Here is a 22,197-nt window from a genome sequence, read left to right as displayed (position 1 = left end):
GTGATCCTCGACGTCGTGGACCGGGCGCGGCAGACCTTCTGCGACGTGGCCATGGTGCGTATCGATGCGGGCTTCCCTTCGGCCGCGCTGCTGGCGGGCCTTGACGCGCGCGGGATCGACTATGTCTCGCGTCTGCGCGCCAATCCGGTGCTGGACCGGCTGGCCGAGCCGTGCATGAAGCGTCCGCCGGGGCGCCGCCCGGCAGAACCGCGGAGCTGGCTTTATGAATTGCGGTATCAGGCCGAGAGTTGGGACAAGCCGCGTCGCGTGATCCTGGTCGTCAAGGAGCGCGCCGACGATCTCCTGCTCGACCGCTTCTTCCTGGTCACCTCGCTCGGCTGGACGGCAAAGACGCGGGGCGAGGTGCTGGCCCCCTATCGCGAACGTGGCAAGGCCGAGGGGCACATGGGCGAACTGAAGGACGTTCTGGCCCCGGCGCTGTCGTCGACCAACCGGGCGAAGTCGCATTGGCGCGGCAAGAAGCTGAAGTCGAAGACACCGGGCGTGGATGCCTTCGCCTGCAACGAGGTCCGGCTGCTTGTCGCCTGTCTCGCTTACCAGATCATGCACATCGCCCGCCGCGTTCTGGCGAAGGCGACCGGGACAGGATGGAGCCTGCGCCGTTTGCGCGAGCGGGTGCTCCGAGCCGGTGCGCGGCTGGTGATCTCGGGGCGCCGGATGACGCTGGTGCTCTCCTCGGCCGCAGCACCGTTCTGGTCGGTGCTCTGGCCCGGGCTCATGGCGCTGCATTGGGCCGATCCGTAGCGGCCCGCTCAAGCAAACCGTGACCGAAAACGCCCGCGGGCGGCCCATTCCCATGCGCAAGAGGGGATCGCCCGCCTCCGGCATCTGCCAAAAACGAACCCGGGGGCGCGACGGCCCCGCCAACCATCGCCCGAGGCCGCTCACAGACCCAGAAAAAGGCCATCGCGGGCTTCGAAACCGCCCGGAGTCACTCTCGCAGAGGGGTTCGATGAATATCCCGGGGATAAATGTCTCGTTTCATTGGAACTTCTTTCCTTGGTCCGAGGCCGGAGCCAATGAGCGGAGGCAGACCGTCAAGTCCGCAGCCAGCGCAGGGGGATCGCCAGCCCCGCCCAAGAGAAGCGCGGAAGGGCGGTTCAATCCGCATATGAAATCTTGATAAGATCGCCGCCGCCGCCGTCTCGAACGACTATGCGATTTTCGCGTAGTCTCCGGCAGCGGTCCCGACAACTGGCGTGCTATCGTGGTATCATGGCTCGGTCGGGATCGTGCCCACATGGCGGCGCCCGGACCATCGCCGCCCAAACCGGAGACCAGATCCATGGATGTGCTGCTTCTTCTCACAGGGGCCGCGTTTTTCGCGGTTTCCCTGTTCTACGTAAATGCCTGTGACGCCATATAGTTAGGAGAACAAGACCATGCTGCTGGATTACGTCCTCGGCGGCGGTGTTTCGCTGTTTCTGGCGATTTACCTCATCTATGCCCTCGTGCGGCCCGAGCGGTTCTGACCGCGCCCGCCCCATTTTCGGAAAGCCAAAGCAATGAACCTGAATGGCTGGTTACAGATCCTGGTCTACTGCGGGATACTCATCTTGCTCGTGAAGCCGCTCGGCTATTACATGACCCGCGTTTATGGGGGCGCGCGCACGCCGCTGTCGCCGGTCCTCGTGCCGGTGGAACGGGTGATCTACAAGCTCTGCGGCACCGGCGAACGCGAAGAGCAGACATGGACCACCTATGCGGTGGGGATGCTGCTGTTCAACTTCGCGGGTTTCGCACTGCTTTATGCGCTTCTCAGGTTGCAGGGCATGCTGCCTTACAACCCGGCGGGGATGCCGGCGGTGCCGCCCGCGCTGTCGTTCAACACGGCGACCAGCTTCATCTCCAACACCAACTGGCAGAACTACGGCGGTGAGAGCACGCTGTCGTATCTGGTGCAGATGACCGGTCTGACGGTGCAGAACTTCCTGTCGGCGGCAACCGGCATGGCGCTGGCGGTGGCGCTGATCCGCGGTTTCGCCCGCGCCTCGGCGAAAACGGTCGGCAACTTCTGGGTCGACCTGACGCGCGGCACGCTTTACGTGCTGTTGCCGGCCTGTATCGTGCTGACGCTGGTCTATGTGGCGCTCGGCGTGCCGCAGACGCTGGGGCCCTATGTCACGGCAACCACGCTGGAAGGCGCCAAGCAGACCATCGCGGTCGGCCCGGTCGCCTCGCAGCTTGCGATCAAGATGCTGGGCACGAACGGTGGCGGCTTCTTCAACGCGAACTCCGCGCACCCGTTCGAGAACCCGGGCGCGCTGTCCAACATGATCCAGATGGTGTCGATCTTCGCCATCGGCGCGGGCCTGACCAACGTGTTCGGCCGCATGGTCGGCAATCAGCGTCAGGGCTGGGCGATCTTCGGCACGATGGGGCTGCTGTTCCTCGTCGGCGTCGTCGTGTGCTACTGGGCCGAGGCCGCGGGCAACCCGCTGGTCCATGCGCTTGGCGTGCAGGGCGGCAACATGGAGGGCAAGGAGACCCGCTTCGGCATGGCCGCCTCGGCGCTGTTCGCGGTGGTCACCACCGGGGCCTCCTGCGGTGCGGTGAACGGCATGCTCGACAGCTTCATGCCGCTGGGCGGGATGATCCCGCTGATCAACATGCAGCTCGGCGAGGTCATCATCGGCGGCGTTGGCGCTGGCTTCTACGGCATCATGATGTTCGCGGTGATGGCGGTCTTCGTGGCCGGTCTGATGGTCGGGCGCACGCCCGAGTATCTGGGCAAGAAGATTGAGGCCAAGGAGGTCAAGATGGCGGTGCTTGCCATTCTGATCCTGCCGGTGGTGATGCTGGGCTTCACCTCGCTCTCGGTGGTGATGCCGGGGCCGCTGGCGTCGATCGCCAACCCAGGGCCGCACGGCTTTTCCGAAATCCTCTACGCCTATACCTCAGCCGCGGCCAACAACGGCTCGGCCTTCGGCGGACTGAACGGCAATACGACCTGGTACAACATCACGCTGGGCATCGGGATGCTGATGGGCCGGTATCTGGTGATCATCCCGGCGCTGGCGATTGCCGGGTCACTGGCCCGGAAGAAGACCGTGCCCGCCTCGGCGGGGACGTTCCCGACCGATGGCGGCCTGTTCGTGGGGCTGCTGATCGGGGTGATCCTGATCGTCGGCGGCCTGACCTTCTTTCCCGCGCTCGCCGTGGGGCCGGTGGTCGAACATCTGGCGATGACAGCGGGTCAGGCGTTCTGAGATGAAAACGACGGCATCCATGCCGCCCCCCCGCGCCCGGCTTTGCGGGCGCGGGGCCGGGTGGCACCCCTTCGGTCGCAGCGGCCTGACGGCACGCCGGACCGCGATGCGGATTGAACTCTGGAGACTCACATGAGGCAGTTGAAATCCCTGAGCATCCTTGATGCCAGTATCCTTGTGCCGGCGCTCGGCGATGCGTTTGTCAAGCTGAACCCGCGCACCCTGTCGAAAAACCCGGTCATGTTCGTGGTGGCGGTCGTCTCGGCCCTGACCACGGTGTTGCTGGTCCGTGACCTTGGCACCGGCGCGGCGCATGTCGGCTTTTCGCTGCAGATCGTGATCTGGCTGTGGTTCACGGTGCTGTTCGCCAACTTCGCCGAAGCCGTGGCCGAGGGCCGCGGCAAGGCGCAGGCCGACTCGCTGCGCCGGACGCGCAGCGAAACCCAGGCGAAACTGCTGACCGGCGACGACCGCACCAATTACAAGATGGTGCCCGGTGCCAGCCTCAGGGTCGGCAACGTGGTGCTGGTCGAGGCCGGCGACATCATCCCGTCGGATGGCGAGGTGATCGAGGGGGTCGCGTCGGTCAACGAGGCCGCGATCACCGGGGAATCCGCGCCGGTGATCCGCGAGTCGGGCGGTGACCGTTCGGCGGTGACCGGCGGCACCCAGGTGCTGTCGGACTGGATCCGGGTGCGCATCACCGCGGCGGCGGGCTCCACCTTCATCGACCGCATGATCGCGCTGGTCGAAGGGGCGGAACGGCAGAAGACGCCGAACGAGATCGCCCTGAACATCCTGCTGGCCGGGATGACGCTGATCTTCGTCATTGCCACCGTCACGATCCCCAGCTTTGCGATCTATGCGGGCGGATCGGTGCCGGTCATCGTGCTGGTGGCGCTGTTCGTGACGCTGATCCCCACCACCATCGGCGCCCTGCTGTCGGCCATCGGCATCGCCGGGATGGACCGTCTGGTGCGCTTCAACGTGCTCGCCATGTCGGGCCGCGCGGTCGAAGCCGCGGGCGACGTGGATACCCTGCTGCTGGACAAGACCGGAACGATCACGCTGGGCAACCGGCAGGCGACCGAGTTCCGCCCGGTGACCGGCGTCACCGCGCAGGAACTGGCCGAGGCGGCACAGTTGGCGTCGTTGGCCGACGAGACCCCCGAGGGGCGTTCGATCGTGGTGCTGGCCAAGGACATGTATGGCATGCGCGGCCGCGACATGGCGAGCCTGCAGGTCACCTTCGTGCCGTTCACGGCCCAGACCCGGATGAGCGGTGTCGATTTCGACGGCACCTCGATCCGCAAGGGCGCGGTGGATGCGGTGCTCAAACAGCTCGAATTCGGCAGCCGCGCCGTCGGTGCGCCCGGAGCCCGCGCCGAGAGCGTGCGCGAGGTTCAGGCCATTTCCGACGAGATCGCGCGCACCGGGGCGACCCCGCTTGCGGTGATGCGCGACGGCCGCCTGCTCGGCGTCGTGAAGCTGAAGGACATCGTCAAGGGCGGCATCAAGGAGCGTTTCGCCGAACTGCGGCGCATGGGCATCCGGACCGTGATGATCACCGGCGACAACCCGATGACGGCGGCGGCGATCGCCGCAGAGTCGGGCGTGGACGATTTCCTTGCCCAGGCGACGCCCGAGGACAAGCTGGCACTGATCCGCGAGGAGCAGGCGAAGGGCAAGCTGGTCGCGATGTGCGGCGACGGCACCAACGACGCGCCCGCCCTGGCGCAGGCCGACGTCGGCGTCGCGATGAACACCGGCACGGTGGCCGCGCGCGAGGCGGGCAACATGATCGACCTCGACAGCGACCCGACCAAGCTGATCGAGATCGTCGAGATCGGCAAGCAACTGCTGATGACGCGGGGCGCGCTGACCACGTTCTCGATCGCCAACGACATCGCCAAGTACTTCGCCATCATCCCGGCGATGTTCCTGACCTTCTACCCGCAACTCGGCGCGCTGAACGTCATGCGCCTGCACTCGCCGCAAAGCGCCATCCTGTCGGCGATCATCTTCAACGCGCTCATCATCGTGGCGCTGATCCCGCTGTCGCTGAAGGGGGTGAAGTACCGGGCAATCGGCGCCGGGTCGCTGCTGACCCGCAACCTCTTGGTCTATGGCGCGGGCGGCATCGTGGCCCCGTTCGTGGGCATCAAGCTGATCGACCTGCTGATCACCGCGCTCGGCCTTGTGTAAGGAGTGGATACCATGCTGAAACAACTCAGGCCCGCGATCGTCATGCTGATCGTCATGACGGTCCTGACCGGGCTGATCTATCCGCTGGCGATGACCGGCGCGTCGCAGTCGATCTTTCCGCAACAGGCCAACGGCAGCCTGATCGAGCGCAACGGCACGGTGGTCGGCTCGGGGCTGATCGGGCAGGGCTTCGCGGCCGATACCTACTTTCACGGGCGCCCCTCGGCGGCCGGGAACGGCTACGATGCCACCGCGTCGAGCGGGTCGAACCTGGGCCCGACCAACGCCAAGCTGATCGCGCGGATCAAGGGCGACGCGGCGACGCTGGCGGCCGAGAACCCCGGCCAACCGGTGCCGATCAACTTGGTCACCACCTCGGGCAGCGGGCTCGACCCCGACATCTCGCCCGACGCCGCATTCTTCCAGGTGCCGCGCGTCGCCAAGGCCCGCGGAATGACCGAGGACGCGGTGCGCGCGCTGGTTCAGAGCCATGTCGAGGGGCGCGAACTGGGGTTCCTCGGCGCGCCGCACGTCAACGTGCTGTCGCTCAACCTTGCGCTCGACGCGGTTGCCGCAAAGTAGGATGATCCTGAGACGGGGCCCGGAACTATTCGGGCCCCGTCGTTCAAGCCATTGGCGGAATACGCTTCAATGACCGACGACCAGCGCCAGGACGATGTCCGCCCCTCTCCCGATGCCCTGCTGGAAACCGCCGAGCGCGAGTCGCGCGGGCGGTTGAAGGTGTTTCTGGGGGCCGCCCCGGGGGTCGGCAAGACCTACGAGATGCTGACATCCGGCCGCGCCCGGCGGGGGGAGGGCGTGGATGTCGTGATCGGCGTGGTCGAGACGCACGGGCGCAAGGAAACCGCGGCGTTGCTCGAAGGGTTCGAGATGATCCCGCGCGCGAAGATCAGCCACAAGGGTCACCGGCTGGACGAGATGGACCTGGACGGCATTCTGGCGCGGCGGCCGAAACTCGTGCTGGTGGACGAGCTTGCGCACTCCAACGCGCCCGGCTCCCGGCATCCCAAGCGGTATCTGGACGTCGAAGAACTGCTGGCCAACGGCATCGACGTCTACACCACGCTGAACATCCAGCACGTCGAAAGCCTGAACGACGTGGTGGCGCAGATCACCAAGATCCGCGTGCGCGAGACGGTGCCGGATTCGATCATCGACCGCGCCGACGATATCGAGATCGTCGATCTGACGCCAAACGACCTGATCCAGCGGCTGCATGAGGGAAAGGTCTATCTGCCCACCACGGCGGCACAGGCGATCCAGAACTATTTCTCGCCCGGCAACCTGACCGCGCTGCGGGAACTTGCGCTGCGGCGCACCGCGCAGCGGGTGGACGACCAACTGGTCACCCACATGCGCGCCAATGCCATCGCCGGGCCCTGGGCGGCGGGTGACCGCGTGCTGGTCTGCGTGAACGAGAATCCGCGCGCGGCCTCGCTGGTGCGCTATGCCCGGATGCAGGCGGACCGGCGGCGGGTGCCCTGGGCCGCGCTTTATGTCGAAACGACGCGGGCGGTCAGCCTGACCGACGCGCAGAAGGACACGCTGGCCGAAACGCTCCGGCTGGTGGAGCATCTGGGCGGCGAGGCGGTGACGATCCCCGGCCAGAACGTGGCGCGCGACATCATCCGCTATGCCCGGATGAACAATTTCACCCATGTGGTGATCGGCAAGTCGATCAAGCCGCGCTGGCGCGAATATCTGGAAGGGGCGGTGTCGCTGCAGGTGATCCGCCTGTCGGGCGACATCAGCGTGAACGTGATTTCCGGCACCGAACCCGCAACCCCCAAGGCGCGGCGCACCCCGGCAGCGGCCGCCCCCGCGCGCCGCCTCGACCTGCGGCCCTATCTGCTCAGCCTCGTCTACGTCGCGGGGGGCGTGGGGCTGGGCGAACTGCTGACCGAATTCGTCAACGTGCAGAACATGGCGATGGTCTTCCTGCTGGCGATCCTGACCTCGGCGGTGACGGCCGGTCTTGGCCCCGCGCTGTTCGCCAGCCTTGCCAGCGCGGTGGCCTTCAACTTCTTCTTCCTGCCGCCGCTCTACACCCTGACCGTTGCAGACCCGGAAAGCGTCGTCGCGCTGGGATTTTTTCTGGTGGTCGGGATCACGGCAAGCAACCTGACCGCCCGGGTGCAGCGGCAGGCCGCCGCCGCCGCGCAGCGGGCGCGCACGACCGAGGATCTGAACCTGTTCAGCCGCAAGCTGGCAGGCACCGGCACGCTGGATGACGTGCTGTGGGCGACGGCCTTTCAGATCGCCTCGATGCTGAAGGTGCGGGTGGTGCTGCTGTTGCCCGAGGGCAATACCATCGTCGTCAAGGCGGGCTATCCGCCGGATGATACCCTGGTCGACGCCGATATCGCCGCCGCGCGCTGGACCTGGGACCATGACCTGCCTGCGGGACGGGGCGCCGATACGCTGCCCGGTGCGCAGCGCCTGTATCTGCCGCTGCGCACCGGGCGCGGGCCGGTGGGTGTGGTCGGGCTGGATGATGACCGGCAGGGCCCGTTGCTGACGCCGGAACAGCGTCGGCTGTTCGATGCGCTGGCCGATCAGGCCGCTGTCGCGATCGAGCGCGTGCAACTGGTGACCGACGTCGATCAGGCGCGGCTGGCGGCCGAGACGGATCAGCTTCGCTCGGCGCTGCTGACCTCGATCTCGCACGATCTGAAGACGCCGCTCGCGGCGATCATGGGGGCGGCGGGCACGCTGAAGGAATACGGCAGCGCGATCCCCGAGGAGGAACGGGCCGAACTGCTGTCCTCGGTGGTCGACGAAAGCGAGCGGCTGAATCGCTTCATCTCCAATCTGCTTGACATGACGCGGCTCGAATCCGGTGCGATCCATCCCAATGTCGCGCTGCACGATGTCAGCGAGGTCGTCGGCACCACGCTGCGCCGGGCGGCCAAGATTCTGCGCGATCATCCGACCCGCATCGACCTTGCCGCCGACCTGCCGATGGTGCTGGTCGATCCCGTGCTGTTCGAACAGGTGCTGTTCAACCTGCTTGACAATGCGGCGAAATATGCGCCGCCGGGCACCACCATCCTGGTGCGCGGCTGGGCGGACGGGCGGGATGTGGTGTTACAGATCCTCGACGAAGGTCCGGGGATTCCGCGCGACGACCTTGAACGTGTCTTCGACTCCTTCTACAGGGTGCGCAAAGGCGATCATGTGCGGGCAGGCACCGGTCTTGGCCTGTCGATCTGCCGGGGCTTCATCAAGGCTATGGGCGGCACCATCTCGGCGGACAACAGAATGGGCCAGACCGGGGCGGTGTTCACGCTGCGGCTGCCGGCGCCGCCGGGCGGCGCGCGCGCCGAGCCGCTCAGATGACCAGCACCAAGGTCGGGCTGCTGGTGGTCGATGACGAACCACCGATCCGCAAGCTGCTGCGGGTCAGCCTCGGGGCCGAGGGCTTTGCGGTGACCGAAGCGCCGAACGGGCGAACCGCGCTTGACCTGGTGCGGGCAGAGCCACCCGATCTGATCCTGCTCGACCTTGGTCTGCCCGACATTGGTGGGCACGAGCTTCTGCGCCGCTGGCGAGAGGCGGGGGTCACCACGCCCGTCATCATCCTGTCCAGCCGCACCGACGAGGCGGGCATCGTGCAGGCGCTGGAACTCGGCGCCGACGACTATGTGACCAAACCCTTCAGCATGAAGGAACTGCTGGCTCGCATCCGGGTTGCGCTGCGCCATCGCCTGCAGCAGCAGGGTGAGAAGCCGGTGTTCCGCAGCGGCGACCTGTCGGTCGATCTGGTCAAGCGGATCGTGCGGATGCGGGACCGCGAGGTGAAACTCTCGCCCAAGGAATACGACATCCTGCGCGTGCTCGTGCAGCACGCCGGCAAGGTCTTGACGCATCGGTTCATCTTGCAGGAAGTCTGGGGCGGCGACGTCGATGTGCAGTATCTTCGGGTCTATGTGCGCCAATTGCGCCAGAAGATCGAACTGACGCCGGATACCCCGGTTTACATCACCACGGAAAGCGGGGTCGGATACCGACTGCGAGACCTGGAGTGACGCGCCAGTACCCCGACCCGATTGACCCTCCCGATGAGAGTGACGATGCAGATTGCCGACATCTTGCGACCCGAGAATGTGATCCTTGGGCTGGAACCGAACGACAAGGCGTGGATCCTTCAGGAACTGGCACAAGCCGCCGCCCGCGCCACCGGCCATGAGGCGGGGCGCATCCTCGCCGTGCTCCAGAGCCGCGAGGCCTTCGGCTCGACCGGCATCGGCAAAGGCGTGGCAATCCCCCATGCGTCCTTGCCCGGATTGGCGCACCCCTTCGGTCTGTTCGCGCGGCTGACCGAACCGCTCGACTTTGGCTCGATCGACGGGGTCGGGGTCGATCTGGTGTTTCTGCTGCTGATGCCCGAGGCGGACCACGCCACCGATCTGGGCGCGCTGTCCGCGATCGCGCGCCGCCTGCGCACACCCGCAGTGCTGGCCGGATTGCGCGCCGCCGAAACGACCCAGGCCGTCTTTGCGTCGCTGACCGGCGTGGCATGAACGACCCCGCGGATGCACGGGATCACGGGCGTCGGCAGGTCGGCGCGCTCGGCGCGGTCAGGTCCGTGACATGCGGTCACGGCATGAGTTGGCCGCCGTTCACCTCGATCGTCTGGCCGATGATGTAGCCCGAGAGCTGTTTGGAGGCGAGGAAGAGGTAGGCGCCGACGCAGTCTTCGGCGATGCCAAGTCGGCCTTGCGGAATGGTTTGCAGCATCGCGTCCAGTTGCGCTTGGGTGGAGTAACGCTCGTGGAAGGGCGTGGCGATCACGCCGGGGGCGACGGCGTTGACGCGGATGTCAAAGCCGATCAGCTCTTTTGCCATCCCGCGCGTGACGTTCGAGACGAAGGCCTTGGCCGAGCCATACATCCCCGCGCCTCCGCCTGCACCGTTGCGGGCGGCGATCGACGTGGTGTTGATGATGAACCCGCCCTGTGCCTTGAGGTGGGGAATGGCGGTCCTGGACGCGGCGATGACCGAGCGGGCGTTCAGGTCCATGATCTCGTCGTAGTCGGCTTCGGTCACCAGCGAATAGGCGACGCGCTTGACCATGCCACCGGCGTTGTTGATCAGGCCGTCAAGGCGGCCGAACCTTGCGGCGGCCTCTTCGACGACGCGCGCGATTTCGCTGGCCCGGCGCGCATCGCCACGGAAGAGGGCGACGGTTCCGCCTGCGCTGGCGATCTGGTCGGCGAGCGCTATCGCGGCCTCTTCGCTGGCGTTGTAATGAAGGCCGACCAGCGCCCCCTGCGCGGCAAAGGCGCGCGCAAGGGCGGCGCCAATGCCCGTGGATGCGCCGGTGATCAGGACCGCTTTGCCGGCAAGGTCGGGGATCGTCAGGGTCGGGGTTGGCATGGCTTTTCTCCTTTTGGGGTCGGTCCGGTTCTGGTCCGTGATCTTGGTGCAGTCAGGGCAGGGTGACGCCCGGAACCTGTGGCCGGGGCGCCCAAAGCCCTGGGGCTGGCCTCAAGCCTGGCCCAGCAGGCCCCGTGCTGCCAGGTTGCGCATCAGGTGGCTTGCGCCAAAGGTCCATGCGCGGCATTCGGTGGACAGGCGGACGGTGTTGACCAGACTGCCCAGCCCCTCGGCCCGGATCGTCACCCGGTCGCCGAGTTGGTGGGTAAAGCCGCGCCCCGGCGCGTCGCGATCCTCGACCGGGGCGAAAAGGGTGCCGAGGAACAGCATGAAGCCGTCGGGATACTGGTGATGGCGGCCAACGGTCTGCACCACCAGATCGGCGGGATCGCGGCTGATCTCGGCCATCGAAGAGTGGCCGCGCAGCACATACCCGTCGGTGCCTTCGACGGTAAGGTCAAGGCGCGCGCGGCGAACATCGTCGAGGCTGAAGGTGTCGTCGAACAGCCGGATCATCGGCCCGATGGCGCAAGACGCGTTGTTGTCCTTGGCCTTGCCCAGCAGCAGCGCCGAGCGGCCCTCGACGTCGCGCAGATTGACGTCGTTGCCAAGCGTTGCGCCGACGATGCGCCCGCGCGACGACACGGCAAGGACCACCTCGGGTTCCGGGTTGTTCCATTCCGAGATCGGGTGAAGGCCAACCTCGGCGCCGGTTCCGACCGCGGCCATCGGCTGGGCCTTGGTAAAGACCTCGGCGTCGGGGCCGATGCCGACCTCCAGATACTGCGACCAGAGTCCCTCGGCCTGAAGGGCGGCCTTGACCCCGGCGGCCTGTGGCGAGCCCGGCACCAGGTTCTCAAGGCTGGCGCCGATCGTCTTGCCGATGCGGGCGCGGATCTCGTCGGCGCGCAGCGGGTCGCCCCCGCTGCGTTCCTCGATCACGCGTTCGACCATCGAGCGGGCGAAGGTGACGCCGCAGGCCTTGATCGCCTGAAGATCGCAGGGTGCGAGCAGGTGCAGGGTTGCGGCGTCGCCGGGGGTTCCGAGCCCCTCGACCGGCCCGAGGGCACGGCCGGGGACGCTCCGGACCCATGCGACGGGGTCGTCCATTTCGCAGATGTCGCGGACGAGCGGCGCATCTTTCGTCGTGATGTCCCACAGGACGCCACCCCGCAGGGTGACAAGGACCGGACCGCCGGCGTCGGGGTCATGCGCGCGGCCAAGGAAGGTTCCGTCGGTCGTCTTGATCTCTTGCATGTCAACACTGGCCTCTCAGTGGTTGTTGCGCGGCATCGGCCCGTGGGCGACGTCGCGGTACTTGTCGGCATCGCGCAGGGTCATGCCTTCGGAGAAAGGCCCGACGAGTTCGCGGAAATACTGCTGCCAGGGAGTCTGGCTGGCGGGGATGGCGTAGCCCCCGGCGGCGGCCAGCGCCTCGGCCCGGGCTTTCAGTTCGGCCTGCGGAAGAAGGATGTCTGCCGCCCCGGTGTTCAGGTCGATGCGCACCCGGTCGCCGTTCCTCAGCAGGGCCAGGCCGCCCCCCGCCGCCGCCTCGGGCGAGGCGTTCAGGATCGAGGGCGAGCCGGAGGTGCCCGATTGCCGCCCGTCGCCGATGCAGGGGAGTGCGGTGATGCCCTGTTTGATCAGGTAGGCGGGCGGGCGCATGTTCACGACCTCCGCGCCACCGGGATAGCCGAGGGGGCCAGCCCCGCGCATCACGAGGATGCAGCCTGCGTCGATGTCGAGCGCGGGGTCGTCGATGGCCGCGTGGAAGTGTTCGGGGCCGTCGAAGACCACCACGCGCCCCTCGAACGCCATCGGGTCGGCGGGGTTGGCAAGGTAACGGGCGCGAAACTCGGGCGAGATCACGCTGGTCTTCATGATCGCGGAGTCGAAGAGCGAGCCTTTCAAATTGAGGAAGCCGGATTCGGCCTTCAGCGGGTCGGCCGCGGTGCGGATCACGTCGGCATTCTCGCTGCGCCGGGCGGCGCAATTGTCGCCCATGCTGCGCCCGTTGACGGTGATCGCGCCCGGATGGGGCAGAAGGTCGGCCGCGATGAGTTCGCCCACCACCGCGGGGACGCCGCCCGCGCGGTGATAATCCTCGCCAAGGTATGTGCCTGCCGGTTGCAGGTTGACGAGCAGCGGCACCTTGTGGCCCAGCCGCTGCCAGTCGTCATTGTCGAGCGGCACGCCAAGATGTCTGGCGATGGCGTTCAGGTGGATGGGCGCATTGGTCGAGCCGCCGATGGCAGAGTTCACCACGATCGCATTCTCGAACGCGGCGCGGGTCATGATGTCGGCGGGTTTCAGGTCTTCCCAGACCATCTCGACGATGCGCTTGCCGGTGGCATAGGCCATTTGTCCGCGTTCGCGGTAGGGCGCGGGAATGGCGGCCGAGCCGGGGAGTTGCATCCCCAGCGCCTCGGCGAGGGAGTTCATCGTGGTCGCCGTGCCCATCGTGTTGCAATAGCCGACCGATGGCGCCGACGAGGCGACAAGTTCCATGAACCCCTCATCGTCGATCTCGCCCGCCGCCAGCAGCTCGCGCGCCTTCCAGATGACGGTGCCCGACCCGGTGCGCTCGCCCCGGAACCAGCCGTTCAGCATCGGTCCGACCGAAAACGCGATGGCCGGGATGTTGACGGTGGCCGCCGCCATGAGCAGTGCGGGCGTGGTCTTGTCGCAGCCGATGGTCAGCACGACGCCATCCAGCGGATAGCCGAAGAGCGACTCGACGAGGCCGAGATAGGCCAGGTTGCGATCCAGCATCGCGGTCGGGCGCTTGCCGGTTTCCTGAATCGGATGCACCGGTACCTCGATCGCTGTGCCGCCCGCCGCCGTGATGCCATCGCGCAGCCGCTTTGCCAGTTCGATATGGTGGCGGTTGCAGGGCGACAGGTCCGACCCGGTCTGGGCAATGGCAATGATCGGCTTGCCGGATTGCAGTTCTTCCCGCGTCAGGCCGTAGTTGACATAGCGCTCCAGATAAAGCGCCGTCATCTCGGGGTCGTCGGGGTTGTTGAACCAGAGACGGGAACGAAGCGACGAGGGGGATTTGCGGGCGGTCATCTGAAGAACCTTTCTGGTTCGGCGGTGGCGCAGTGCGCCGGTTCCGCACGACGGGCGCAATGGAGCGCGGATTGCGCCCGGTTGCAAGATGGGGCGGCAGGCCGGTCAGGCCGCGCCGACGGCATCGACATAGATCGCATAGACCGAGGTCGTCGCGGTGATGAAAAGCCGGTTCCGCCTGGGCCCGCCGAAAGTAAGGTTCGCGACGGTTTCGGGCACAAGGATCTTGCCGATCAGGGTGCCGTCAGGCGCGAAGCAATGGATGCCATCGGCCGCCGAGGACCACAGGTTGCCCTCGCTGTCGACGCGGATGCCGTCGGGGATGCCCGCGTCGATATGGGCAAAGACCTCGCCTCCCTTCAGGGTGTTGTCAGGTTGGACGCGGAACGCGCGGATGATCGCGGGCACGTCGGGGTCGTGGCTTGCCCCTGAATCGGCGACGTAGAGCAGGCTTTCGTCGGGCGAGAAGGCAAGCCCGTTGGGCTGAACGAAATCGCCGACGACAGAGGTCAGCGCGCCGGTGGCGGGGTCAAGCCGGAAGACGTTGCGGTGGGCCTGTTCCTGCGTGGACTTGAACCCTTCGTAATGGCCGAGGATGCCGTAGCTGGGATCGGTGAACCAGATCGAGTTGTCCGAACGCACGACCACGTCGTTGGGCGAATTCAGGCGTTTGCCACGGAAGCGGTCGGCAAGCGTGGTGATGGTGCCGTCGACCTCGGTCCGGGTTACGGAACGGGTGCCGTGCTGGCAACTGACGAGGCGGCCCTGGCGGTCGCGCGTGTGGCCGTTGGAATAGTGCGACTGGGGGCGGAAGATGCTGAGCTGGCCGTCCCAGGTCAGGCGCATCATGCGTTCGTTCGGGATGTCGGAGAACAGCAGGACCTGGTGGTCGGCGAACCAGACCGGCCCCTCGGCCCAGCGAAAGCCGGTGGCGAGGTGGTCGAGTTTGGCGCTGGGCTGGATCAGGTGGCGAAAGCGGCGGTCGATGATGCGGTAGGGCGAGGTATCGGCGGTCATGGCATATCCTTTCCGCGCGGTCGGTTTCAAAACAACGGAATGCCGGGGGTGGCGGTCCGGACGCGGTACAGCGAGGTGGAGGCGGTCAGGAAGATGCTGCACATGTCGCTGCCGCCCCAGGTGAAGTTCGCGACGACCTCGGGGACGCGGATGACGCCGAGGCAGCGGGCGTCGGGGGCGAAGACATGCAACCCGCCGGGGCCGCAGCAGTAAAGGTTGCCGTCGGCGTCGATCTTCATGCCGTCGGGGGCGCCGTCGCCGGTGCCGGTGACTTCCGCCCAGACCCGGCCTTGCGTGAGATCGCCCTCGGCCGTCACGTCGAAGACGCGGATGTGGTTGCGTTCGGTATCATTGACGAACAGCCGCGCTTCGTCGCGCGAGAAACAAAGGCCGTTGGGCTGGGCGAAGTCGCGGGCGAGGGGGCGCAGGCCGTCCCCGTCGGGATTGACGCGCCAGACGCCCTGAAAATCCAGCCGTTGCGGGCGCTCGACGCCATAGTAGGGCATGCGGCCATAGGTAGGGTCGGTGAAGTAGATCCGCCCATCGGATTTGACGACGATATCATTGGGGCTGTTGAGCTCGGTGCCCTGATAGTGGCTGGCAAGCACGGTGATGGAGCCGTCGGGCTCGGTGCGGGTGACTCGGCTGGTGGCGTGTTCGCAGGTCACCATGCGACCTTCGGCATCATAGCTGTTGCCGTTCGCCATGTTCGAGGGTTTGCGGAACGTGGTGATCCCTTCGGTCTCGGTCCAGCGGCGCATGTGGTCGCCGGGCATGTCCGAAAACGTCAGGTGGTGTTCCCGCGGGTGCCAGATCGGCCCCTCGGTGAAGTCGAAGCCGGTCGCCAGCCGCTCCACCCGCGGCGCCGGGCCGACGACCGTGGCAAATGCCGGGTCGCGGATTTCGGCGGTCACTTTCCCGTCCTCCGGGTTTCGACGCTGGTCTGGCCGACGAACCAGTCGCGGGCGGCGACTTCCTCGAAGACGACCCAGACATCGTCCATGCCGATGCCGGTGGTCTCGGTGATGGCGGCCGCGATCCTTTCGGCCATTTTCGTCTTCTTGCCGACCGGATCGTCGGCGATGACTTCCTTGACGATACGGATGTTCACGAAGGGCATGGTGCGGCCTTTCCGGTTGATCTAGCGCCCGGCCTTGTGCCCGCCGGCCGCAGTGATGACGCCCACGATGATGAGGCCGGTCAGAAGGAGGCGAAGACCGGCGCTGACCCCGAAGGTGTTGAGCATGGTGAGAAGCAGGACAAGGAACAGCGAGGCACCCCAGATGCCGGGCACGTTGGCCTTGCCGCCTGCGACCGAGGTGCCGCCGATGACCACGACGGCGATCGAACTGAGCAGGTATTCATTGCCGATATCGACGCTGGCGCCGCGGAAGTAGCCCGCGAGCAGCGCACCATTGATGCCGGCAAGCGCGCCCGACAGGGTGTAGGTGATGAGACGGATGCGTTCCACCGGGATGCCGGCCAGCTTGGCCGCGCGCATGTTCTGCCCGATGGCGAGCACCGAGCGGCCATAGATCATGCGTTGCAGGGCAACCCATGCAACGGCGGCAAGTCCGAGGCCGACGAGGGCAAGGATCGGGATGCCGAGGAACTGGATATTGGCGAAGTTGGCAAAGGCGTCGGGCGGTTTGATCTGGAGGCCGCGGCCGTAGCTGATGTCGATCGACAGGATGATGAAGCTCGACGACAGTGTGGCAATGATCGGCGGGATGCGCAGGATGCGGATCAGCGCGTAATTGGCCATGCCGATGGCGGCGCCGCTGGCGAGGGCGGCGATCAGGCCAACGGCGATCAGGCCGTCGTGCCCGTCCATCGTCTTCATCGCCACGGCGCTGGCAAGGCCGATATTGGCGGGCAGCGACAGATCGACGTTGCCGGGGCCAAGCGTGATGACGAACATCTGACCCAGCCCGACAATCACGGTAAAGACCGCCAGCGACAGCGCGGCGGTGATCATGCCGCCCGCGCCATGTCCGCCGGTGAAGATGATCGCGGCGAGCCAGACGAGAAGCGCCCCGACGAAGGACCAGATCCACGGCCGTTCCAGGAGTTTGGCGAAGGCGGGCATGCTCAGCCTCCTTTCCGGCTGATGAGGGCGCGCGCGGCCAGCACGACGATCAGGATGATGCCGTTGGCGGCCACCTGCCAGTCCGGCGGGATGTGCATGAAGGTCAGGAGCGGCGAGGCGGCGAGCGCCAGCGTCAGTGCGCCGATCACCGCACCGATGGGCGAGACCCGGCCGCCCACGAACTCGCCCCCGCCGAGGATCACGCCGGCGATCGACAGCAGCGTGTAGCCATTGCCGATATTGGCGTCGGCCGAGGTGGTGATCCCGATCAGCGCCATGCCCGCAATGACGCCGAACACGCCTGTCATCGCGAACATCGTGACCTTGGTGCGCAGGATCGACCAGCCCGCGCGCCCGATGGCCTGCGGGTTGCCGCCCGCGCCGCGCAGGACGGTGCCATAGGCGCTGCGCATCAGGCCGAAGTGGACGACCAGCGCGATCACCACGGCGGCGACGACGGGGAACGGGACGAAGGGTGGCTTCAGCCCCATGAAGCCGGAAAGCCATTCGGGCGCGGTGCCGCCCGGCTTGGGCAGCAGCAGGATGGCGAGGCCCTGCCAGACGAAGCTCATACCCAGCGTGACGACGATGGAGGGCAGGTTGCGCAGGTGGATCAGCGCGCCGAGGCCCGCGTAGACGGCGACGGACGCCAAAAGCACGAGCGCGCCAAACAAGGGTGCGTCGTGCAGCCAGGTGGCGGTGACGCAGCCGACGAAGCCCACGAACGTGCCGATCGAGAGGTCAAGCTCATTGATCGTGATGACGAACATCTGGGCGATGGTCGCAAGTGCGATGGGGATCGCGAGGTTCAGCATCAGGCTGAAGCCGAAGTAGCTGATGGCGCGCGGGTTGAGCCAGGCGATGGCGATCAGGATCAGCGTCATCGACAGCGCGGGCAGCATGGTGCGCAGAAGCTTGCCGTAGTTGCGCGGGCGGCGGGGCAGGGCGGTGTCGAAGGTCGCGGTCAAGGTGCTGTCTCCGCGAACGAGGAGTGGATGACCTTTTCCTCGGTCAGTTCACTGCGGGAAAGTTCGGCCACGATACGGCCGTTGCGAAAGACGTAGACACGGTCGCAATTGTCAAGCTCTTCGGTCTCGGTCGTGTACCACAGGAAGGTGCGGCCCTTGCGTGCCTCGGCGCGGATCAGGTCGTAGACGTCAAGCTTGGTGCCGATGTCGACGCCGCGCATCGGATCGTCCATCAGGATGATGCGCGCGTCCGAGCCGAGCGCGCGGGCAAACAGCGCCTTTTGCTGGTTGCCCCCCGACAGCGACAGGATGTTGTTGTCGAGGTCGTTGGTGCGAATGCCGATGCGATCCCGCCACATGGCGGCCATCTGCTGTTCCAGATCGGGGGCGATGAAGAGACCGCGCCGGAGGCTGGAGAGCGAACGGATGCTGATATTCTTGGCGATCGACCAGAGCGGGAAGATGCCGTCGGTCTGCCGGTCGCCCGCGACAAGCGCGGTGGGGGCGGCGACGGTGATGGCGGCGCGGCGGGCGGTGGAGGCCTCGAACACGTCGATCAGAAGCTTGGTCTGGCCGTGCCCGGCGAGGCCCGCGAGCCCGATGATTTCGCCTTCGCGGGCGATGAGGTCGGTCGTGCGTCGCCCGTTGGCGTGGACGTGGACCATCGTCGGACGCGCGGTCGTGTCTTCGCTGGCGGGGGGGCTGGCCTTGTCGCGGGCATGCGCGCCCCCCATCGAGGCCACAAGGCTGTCGCGGGTGAAGGCGCGGGCGGCGTCGTTGGCCACCACCTTGCCGTCGCGCATGACGACGACGCGGTCGCTGGTGGCGAGGATCTCGCCCAAGAGGTGCGAGATGAGGACGCAACTGATGCCGTTGCCGACGCTGCGGCGCACGAAGGCAAGGAGCTGGCGCGCGGTCTCGGCGTCGAGTGAGGAGGTAGGCTCGTCCAGGATGACGAGGTGAAGGGGGTCGTCGGTGACGGTGAAGGCGCGCGCGACCTCGACCATCTGGCGCTTGCCGATCGTCAGGTCGCCGACGATGTCGCCGGGCTGGATGCCGTGGCCGGGGAAGATCTCGTCAAGCTTGTGCACGATGAGGTCGGCGGCACGTTTCGCCCCGCCCCAGCGGCTGAGGGCGGCATGGCTGACGCGGGTATTCTCGGCCACGCTGAGGTTGGGGCAGAGCGAGAGTTCCTGAAACACGCAGCGCACGCCGACGGTGCGGGCGCGCTGGATCGAATAGGCGGGCTCGGGCGCGCCGTTGATGGCGATGCGGCCGGTGTCGGGGGTGCCGGTTCCGGCGAGGATGTTCATCAGGGTCGACTTGCCGGCGCCGTTGTGGCCGACAAGCCCGACGCATTCGCCGACGCGAACAGTGAAGTCCACGCCGACAAGGGCCTGAACGGCGCCGAAACTTTTTTCGACGCCGTTCAGTTGGGCGATGCTGTCTGCTGGTGCAGCCATGCTGGCCACTCAGGCGGTCACGTGCATTCCCGTCACTTCATGTTGGCCTTGATGGCCGCCAGCGATTCCTCCATCGAGTATTCGTGGCTGGCGACACTGCCTTTCTCGATGTTGGGCAGTTCGGCCTCGAACGTGTCCTGCGTGAAGGCGAGGTAAGGCACCAGCAGGTCGTGCGGGATGTCCTTGTGGCCGTCGAGCACCTGCTGGGCGACCCAGAAGGCAAGGGTCGAGACGCCCGGCGCGATGGAGGCGGACCAAGTCTGGTAGCCATCCTTCGCCTTCTGCTCTTTCCACCACTGCAACTCGTCCTGACGGTTGCCCATGATAATGGTCGGGCGGGGTTTGCCGGCGGCGGCGAAGGCTTGTGCAGCACCATAGCCGTCACCGCCCTGATCAACGATGCCGACGATGTCGGGCAGCGAGGGCAACACGGTGGCAACGGCCTTCTGTGCCGTGGTCTGGTCCCAATTGCCGGTGACCGAGTTCACGATCTTGAACTCGGGGTGGGCGGCGACGCCTTCCAGGAGTCCCTTGTGGATGGCCTCGTCGATCGAGGTGCCCGCAAGGCCGCGGATTTCCAGCAGGTTGCCGCCCTTGGGCTGGAATTTGGCCATCTGGTTGACCTCTTCCTTGCCCATCGCCTCGAAGTCGACGACGACGCGGTAGGCGCAGGGGGCATTCACGACCCCATCGAACGAGACGACGACGATGCCGGCGTCGCAGGCCTGCTTGACCGCGCCGTTCAGCGCGTCGGGCGACCCCGCGTTGATGACGATGGCGTTGTAGCCCTGCAGGATCAGGTTCTGGATCTGCGCAGCCTGCGTCGGCACCTCTTGGTCGGCCGTGGTGAAGATGTCTGCCGCACCGACGATCTTGTCGGCGACGGCCTTCTTGGTGACGAGGTCATAGCTTTTCAGCATCGCCTGACGCCAGGAGTTCCCGGCGTAGTTGTTCGAAAAGGCGATGCGCATTTGCGACGTGTCCGCCTGACCCATGCCCGCAGTTGCGGCGACCAGGAAAGTACTAAGAACGAGCGAAGTCTTCATCTGAAAGTTCCTCCCATGTTCTCACCCGCTGATTGCCTTAGGCTTTGAGATGCTGGGTGATGAGGGAAAGGTCACATCGGCCCGTCAGCGTGTCAATATTGATAATTTCCGTGAAAATATTATGATCGTCCATCGGGTCAGGGAGGCTGCCATGAGTGAAGTGCGAAACGGGTCGGATGAGACGCAACAGGTGCCGCGCAGGCCCACGATGATGGACGTGGCGCGCGCCGCGGGGGTGTCGCAATCGAGCGTGTCGCTGGTTCTGAACGGCATGACGGGCGCGCGAATTTCGGACTCCACGCGACTACGGGTTGTGACGACGGCGCGGGATCTGGGCTACATCCTGCCGTTCAAGAGGCGCGAGAAATTACCGGGGAGGCACGGGCAGACGATCGCCTACGTTGCCGACGAGGTCTCGACCACGGTGTTCCCGGTGCAGAACATCGACGGCGCGCGGGATGCGGCGTGGGAGTCGGGGTTTCTGGTCTCGACCCATGCGACACGCTCGAATGCGTTGCTGGAGGCCGCGACAATCGCAAATGTCCGGCGCGATCCTAGCCTCATCGGCGTGATCTATGCGACGGTCTTCACGCGCGAGGTGACTTTGCCCCCCGATCTGGATGGAATCCCCGTCGTCTTGTTGAACTGTTATACCAAGGATCGGCGCCACCCCTCGATTCTGCCGGGCGAGACGGTGGGCGGATTCAATGCAACCGATCACCTGGTTCGCCATGGCCACCGGCGCATCGGGTTGATCAACGGAGAGCCGTGGATGGATGCGAGCGCGGAGCGCTTGCAGGGCTATCGCGATGCGCTGGCCACGGCAGATATCCCCTTTGATCCCGAACTGGTGCACTATGGCGATTGGCTGCCCGACAGCGGGCGTCAGCATTTGCGAACGCTGATGGCGATGCCACGACGCCCGAGCGCGATTTTCTGCGGGAATGATCTGATGGCGGTGGGGGCCATGCAGGCGGCAACCGAGACGGGGCTGAGGATTCCCGACGACCTTTCGATCATCGGCTACGACGATCAGGTGATCGCAGCGTACACCCGCCCGCCGCTGACCACGGTGACGCTGCCAAACTACGAGATGGGACGCAAGGCGGCAGAGATTCTGATCGACCTCGCCATTCACGGCAAGCAGCCGCCCGTGGCGCGCATCAAGGTGGATTGCCCGGTGGTGCAGCGCGGATCGGTCGGTGCCGTGACGCGTCTGGCAGTCTGAACGGTCGCAGGCTCGGTCTTCCAACCGGGTTGCCAGGGTCAGGATCCATTGATCTTGCTGCGTTTGCGTGCGTCAGGCGCCGCACGGGGGCTGACACATGCGCAATCTTTTCTGGCTGACGGACGAACGGATCGCGCGGCTTCGGCCGTCCTTTCCCCGAAGCCACGGCAAGCCGGTCCGATACCACAAGCGCCGCGACAGATGACGCAACGGGATCGAGATCATGGTCGGGTGATTGAAGGACCGGCGCAGGCTGGCCACCCGATACGATGGATGGCCCAAGGTCTTCCTGGCAGCCGGCGCTCTCGCCGCTACCGTCGTGTTTTGGCTATGAGATGCGGTAACGGGGCCTGCGTCGCGACCCGCCCGTTACCGTTGCAAAATCGAGGGCAAGGTGGCGCCATTCCCGTATCGGATCCAAAGGGAGGACTGCGGGATGAAGCTGTTTATTGGGCTGGATGTGTCGCTGGAGAAGACCG

Annotated in this window: 19 protein-coding genes and 1 pseudogene; 10 read left to right on the top strand and 10 right to left on the bottom strand. The window is 66.2% G+C overall.

Annotation, left to right across the window (positions count from 1 at the left end):
- From AC11WY_RS17375 to AC11WY_RS17340, 8 genes are all read left to right on the top strand, one after another.
- Positions 1–765, top strand: a 765-nt coding sequence (locus AC11WY_RS17375) for a transposase (RefSeq protein WP_482927819.1), incomplete at its 5' end; no start/stop codon positions are given.
- A 638-nt stretch (positions 766–1,403) separates the two neighbouring features.
- A complete protein-coding gene (gene kdpF, locus AC11WY_RS17370; RefSeq protein WP_482927817.1) occupies positions 1,404–1,493 on the top strand; it encodes a K(+)-transporting ATPase subunit F in 90 nt (29 codons plus the stop codon).
- Between the two features lie 33 nt (positions 1,494–1,526).
- Positions 1,527–3,230 carry a potassium-transporting ATPase subunit KdpA gene (gene kdpA, locus AC11WY_RS17365; protein WP_482927815.1) on the top strand — a complete coding sequence of 568 codons (1,704 nt, stop codon included), beginning with the start codon at positions 1,527–1,529 and terminating at the stop codon, positions 3,228–3,230.
- 132 nt (positions 3,231–3,362) lie between these two features.
- Entirely contained in the window at positions 3,363–5,435 is a 2,073-nt protein-coding gene (gene kdpB, locus AC11WY_RS17360; protein WP_482927813.1) for a potassium-transporting ATPase subunit KdpB, read from the top strand.
- A 12-nt stretch (positions 5,436–5,447) separates the two neighbouring features.
- On the top strand, positions 5,448–6,017 hold the full coding sequence (kdpC, locus tag AC11WY_RS17355) for a potassium-transporting ATPase subunit KdpC (RefSeq protein WP_482927811.1): 570 nt from the start codon (positions 5,448–5,450) through the stop codon (positions 6,015–6,017).
- Between the two features lie 69 nt (positions 6,018–6,086).
- A complete protein-coding gene (locus AC11WY_RS17350) occupies positions 6,087–8,795 on the top strand; it encodes a DUF4118 domain-containing protein (RefSeq protein WP_482927809.1) in 2,709 nt (902 codons plus the stop codon).
- Positions 8,792–9,484 carry a response regulator transcription factor gene (locus tag AC11WY_RS17345; RefSeq protein ID WP_482927807.1) on the top strand — a complete coding sequence of 231 codons (693 nt, stop codon included), beginning with the start codon at positions 8,792–8,794 and terminating at the stop codon, positions 9,482–9,484. Before AC11WY_RS17350 ends, AC11WY_RS17345 begins: the two co-directional genes overlap by 4 nt.
- A 45-nt stretch (positions 9,485–9,529) precedes the next feature.
- The gene (locus AC11WY_RS17340) at positions 9,530–9,979 is read left to right on the top strand and encodes a PTS sugar transporter subunit IIA (protein WP_482927805.1); all 450 of its coding nucleotides are present in this window, start codon (positions 9,530–9,532) and stop codon (positions 9,977–9,979) included.
- A 76-nt stretch (positions 9,980–10,055) separates the two neighbouring features.
- Here AC11WY_RS17340 and AC11WY_RS17335 read toward each other — a convergent pair whose 3' ends face one another.
- From AC11WY_RS17335 to AC11WY_RS17290, 10 genes are all read right to left on the bottom strand, one after another.
- A complete protein-coding gene (locus tag AC11WY_RS17335) occupies positions 10,056–10,835 on the bottom strand; it encodes an SDR family NAD(P)-dependent oxidoreductase (protein WP_482927803.1) in 780 nt (259 codons plus the stop codon).
- A 111-nt stretch (positions 10,836–10,946) separates the two neighbouring features.
- Positions 10,947–12,092 carry a fumarylacetoacetate hydrolase family protein gene (locus AC11WY_RS17330; protein WP_482927801.1) on the bottom strand — a complete coding sequence of 382 codons (1,146 nt, stop codon included), beginning with the start codon at positions 12,090–12,092 and terminating at the stop codon, positions 10,947–10,949.
- Between the two features lie 15 nt (positions 12,093–12,107).
- On the bottom strand, positions 12,108–13,907 hold the full coding sequence (locus AC11WY_RS17325; protein ID WP_482927799.1) for an IlvD/Edd family dehydratase: 1,800 nt from the start codon (positions 13,905–13,907) through the stop codon (positions 12,108–12,110).
- Positions 13,908–14,012: 105 nt separating this feature from the next.
- On the bottom strand, positions 14,013–14,924 hold the full coding sequence (locus tag AC11WY_RS17320; RefSeq protein ID WP_482927797.1) for an SMP-30/gluconolactonase/LRE family protein: 912 nt from the start codon (positions 14,922–14,924) through the stop codon (positions 14,013–14,015).
- A gap of 26 nt (positions 14,925–14,950) precedes the next feature.
- Positions 14,951–15,838 carry an SMP-30/gluconolactonase/LRE family protein gene (locus tag AC11WY_RS17315; protein ID WP_482927795.1) on the bottom strand — a complete coding sequence of 296 codons (888 nt, stop codon included), beginning with the start codon at positions 15,836–15,838 and terminating at the stop codon, positions 14,951–14,953.
- Positions 15,835–16,044, bottom strand: coding sequence for a tautomerase family protein (locus tag AC11WY_RS17310; protein WP_482927793.1), 210 nt, complete (start codon positions 16,042–16,044; stop codon positions 15,835–15,837). The genes AC11WY_RS17315 and AC11WY_RS17310 overlap by 4 nt, the downstream gene beginning before the upstream one ends.
- A gap of 21 nt (positions 16,045–16,065) precedes the next feature.
- Positions 16,066–17,013: an ABC transporter permease gene (locus AC11WY_RS17305; RefSeq protein WP_482927791.1), complete on the bottom strand. Its 948-nt coding sequence runs from the start codon at positions 17,011–17,013 to the stop codon at positions 16,066–16,068.
- A gap of 2 nt (positions 17,014–17,015) precedes the next feature.
- Positions 17,016–17,981 (bottom strand): ABC transporter permease, encoded by a 966-nt coding sequence (locus tag AC11WY_RS17300; RefSeq protein WP_482927789.1) that lies wholly within the window; start codon positions 17,979–17,981, stop codon positions 17,016–17,018.
- Complete coding sequence (locus tag AC11WY_RS17295) at positions 17,978–19,444, bottom strand: sugar ABC transporter ATP-binding protein (protein ID WP_482927787.1); 1,467 nt, start codon at positions 19,442–19,444, stop codon at positions 17,978–17,980. Before AC11WY_RS17295 ends, AC11WY_RS17300 begins: the two co-directional genes overlap by 4 nt.
- A gap of 32 nt (positions 19,445–19,476) precedes the next feature.
- Positions 19,477–20,490, bottom strand: a complete 1,014-nt coding sequence (locus AC11WY_RS17290; RefSeq protein WP_482927785.1) for a substrate-binding domain-containing protein — start codon at positions 20,488–20,490, stop codon at positions 19,477–19,479.
- A 49-nt stretch (positions 20,491–20,539) separates the two neighbouring features.
- Here AC11WY_RS17290 and AC11WY_RS17285 point away from each other — a divergent pair, with 49 nt between their 5' ends.
- Both AC11WY_RS17285 and AC11WY_RS17280 read left to right on the top strand, forming a co-directional pair.
- On the top strand, positions 20,540–21,718 hold the full coding sequence (locus tag AC11WY_RS17285) for a LacI family DNA-binding transcriptional regulator (protein WP_482927783.1): 1,179 nt from the start codon (positions 20,540–20,542) through the stop codon (positions 21,716–21,718).
- A 157-nt stretch (positions 21,719–21,875) separates the two neighbouring features.
- Positions 21,876–22,052 (top strand): annotated as a pseudogene (locus AC11WY_RS17280) (IS5/IS1182 family transposase); the annotation flags it as partial.
- Between the last annotated feature and the right edge of the window lie 145 nt (positions 22,053–22,197).

The organism is Solirhodobacter sp. (assembly GCF_964715405.1).
This window is presented reverse-complemented; position numbering and strand designations above follow the sequence as displayed.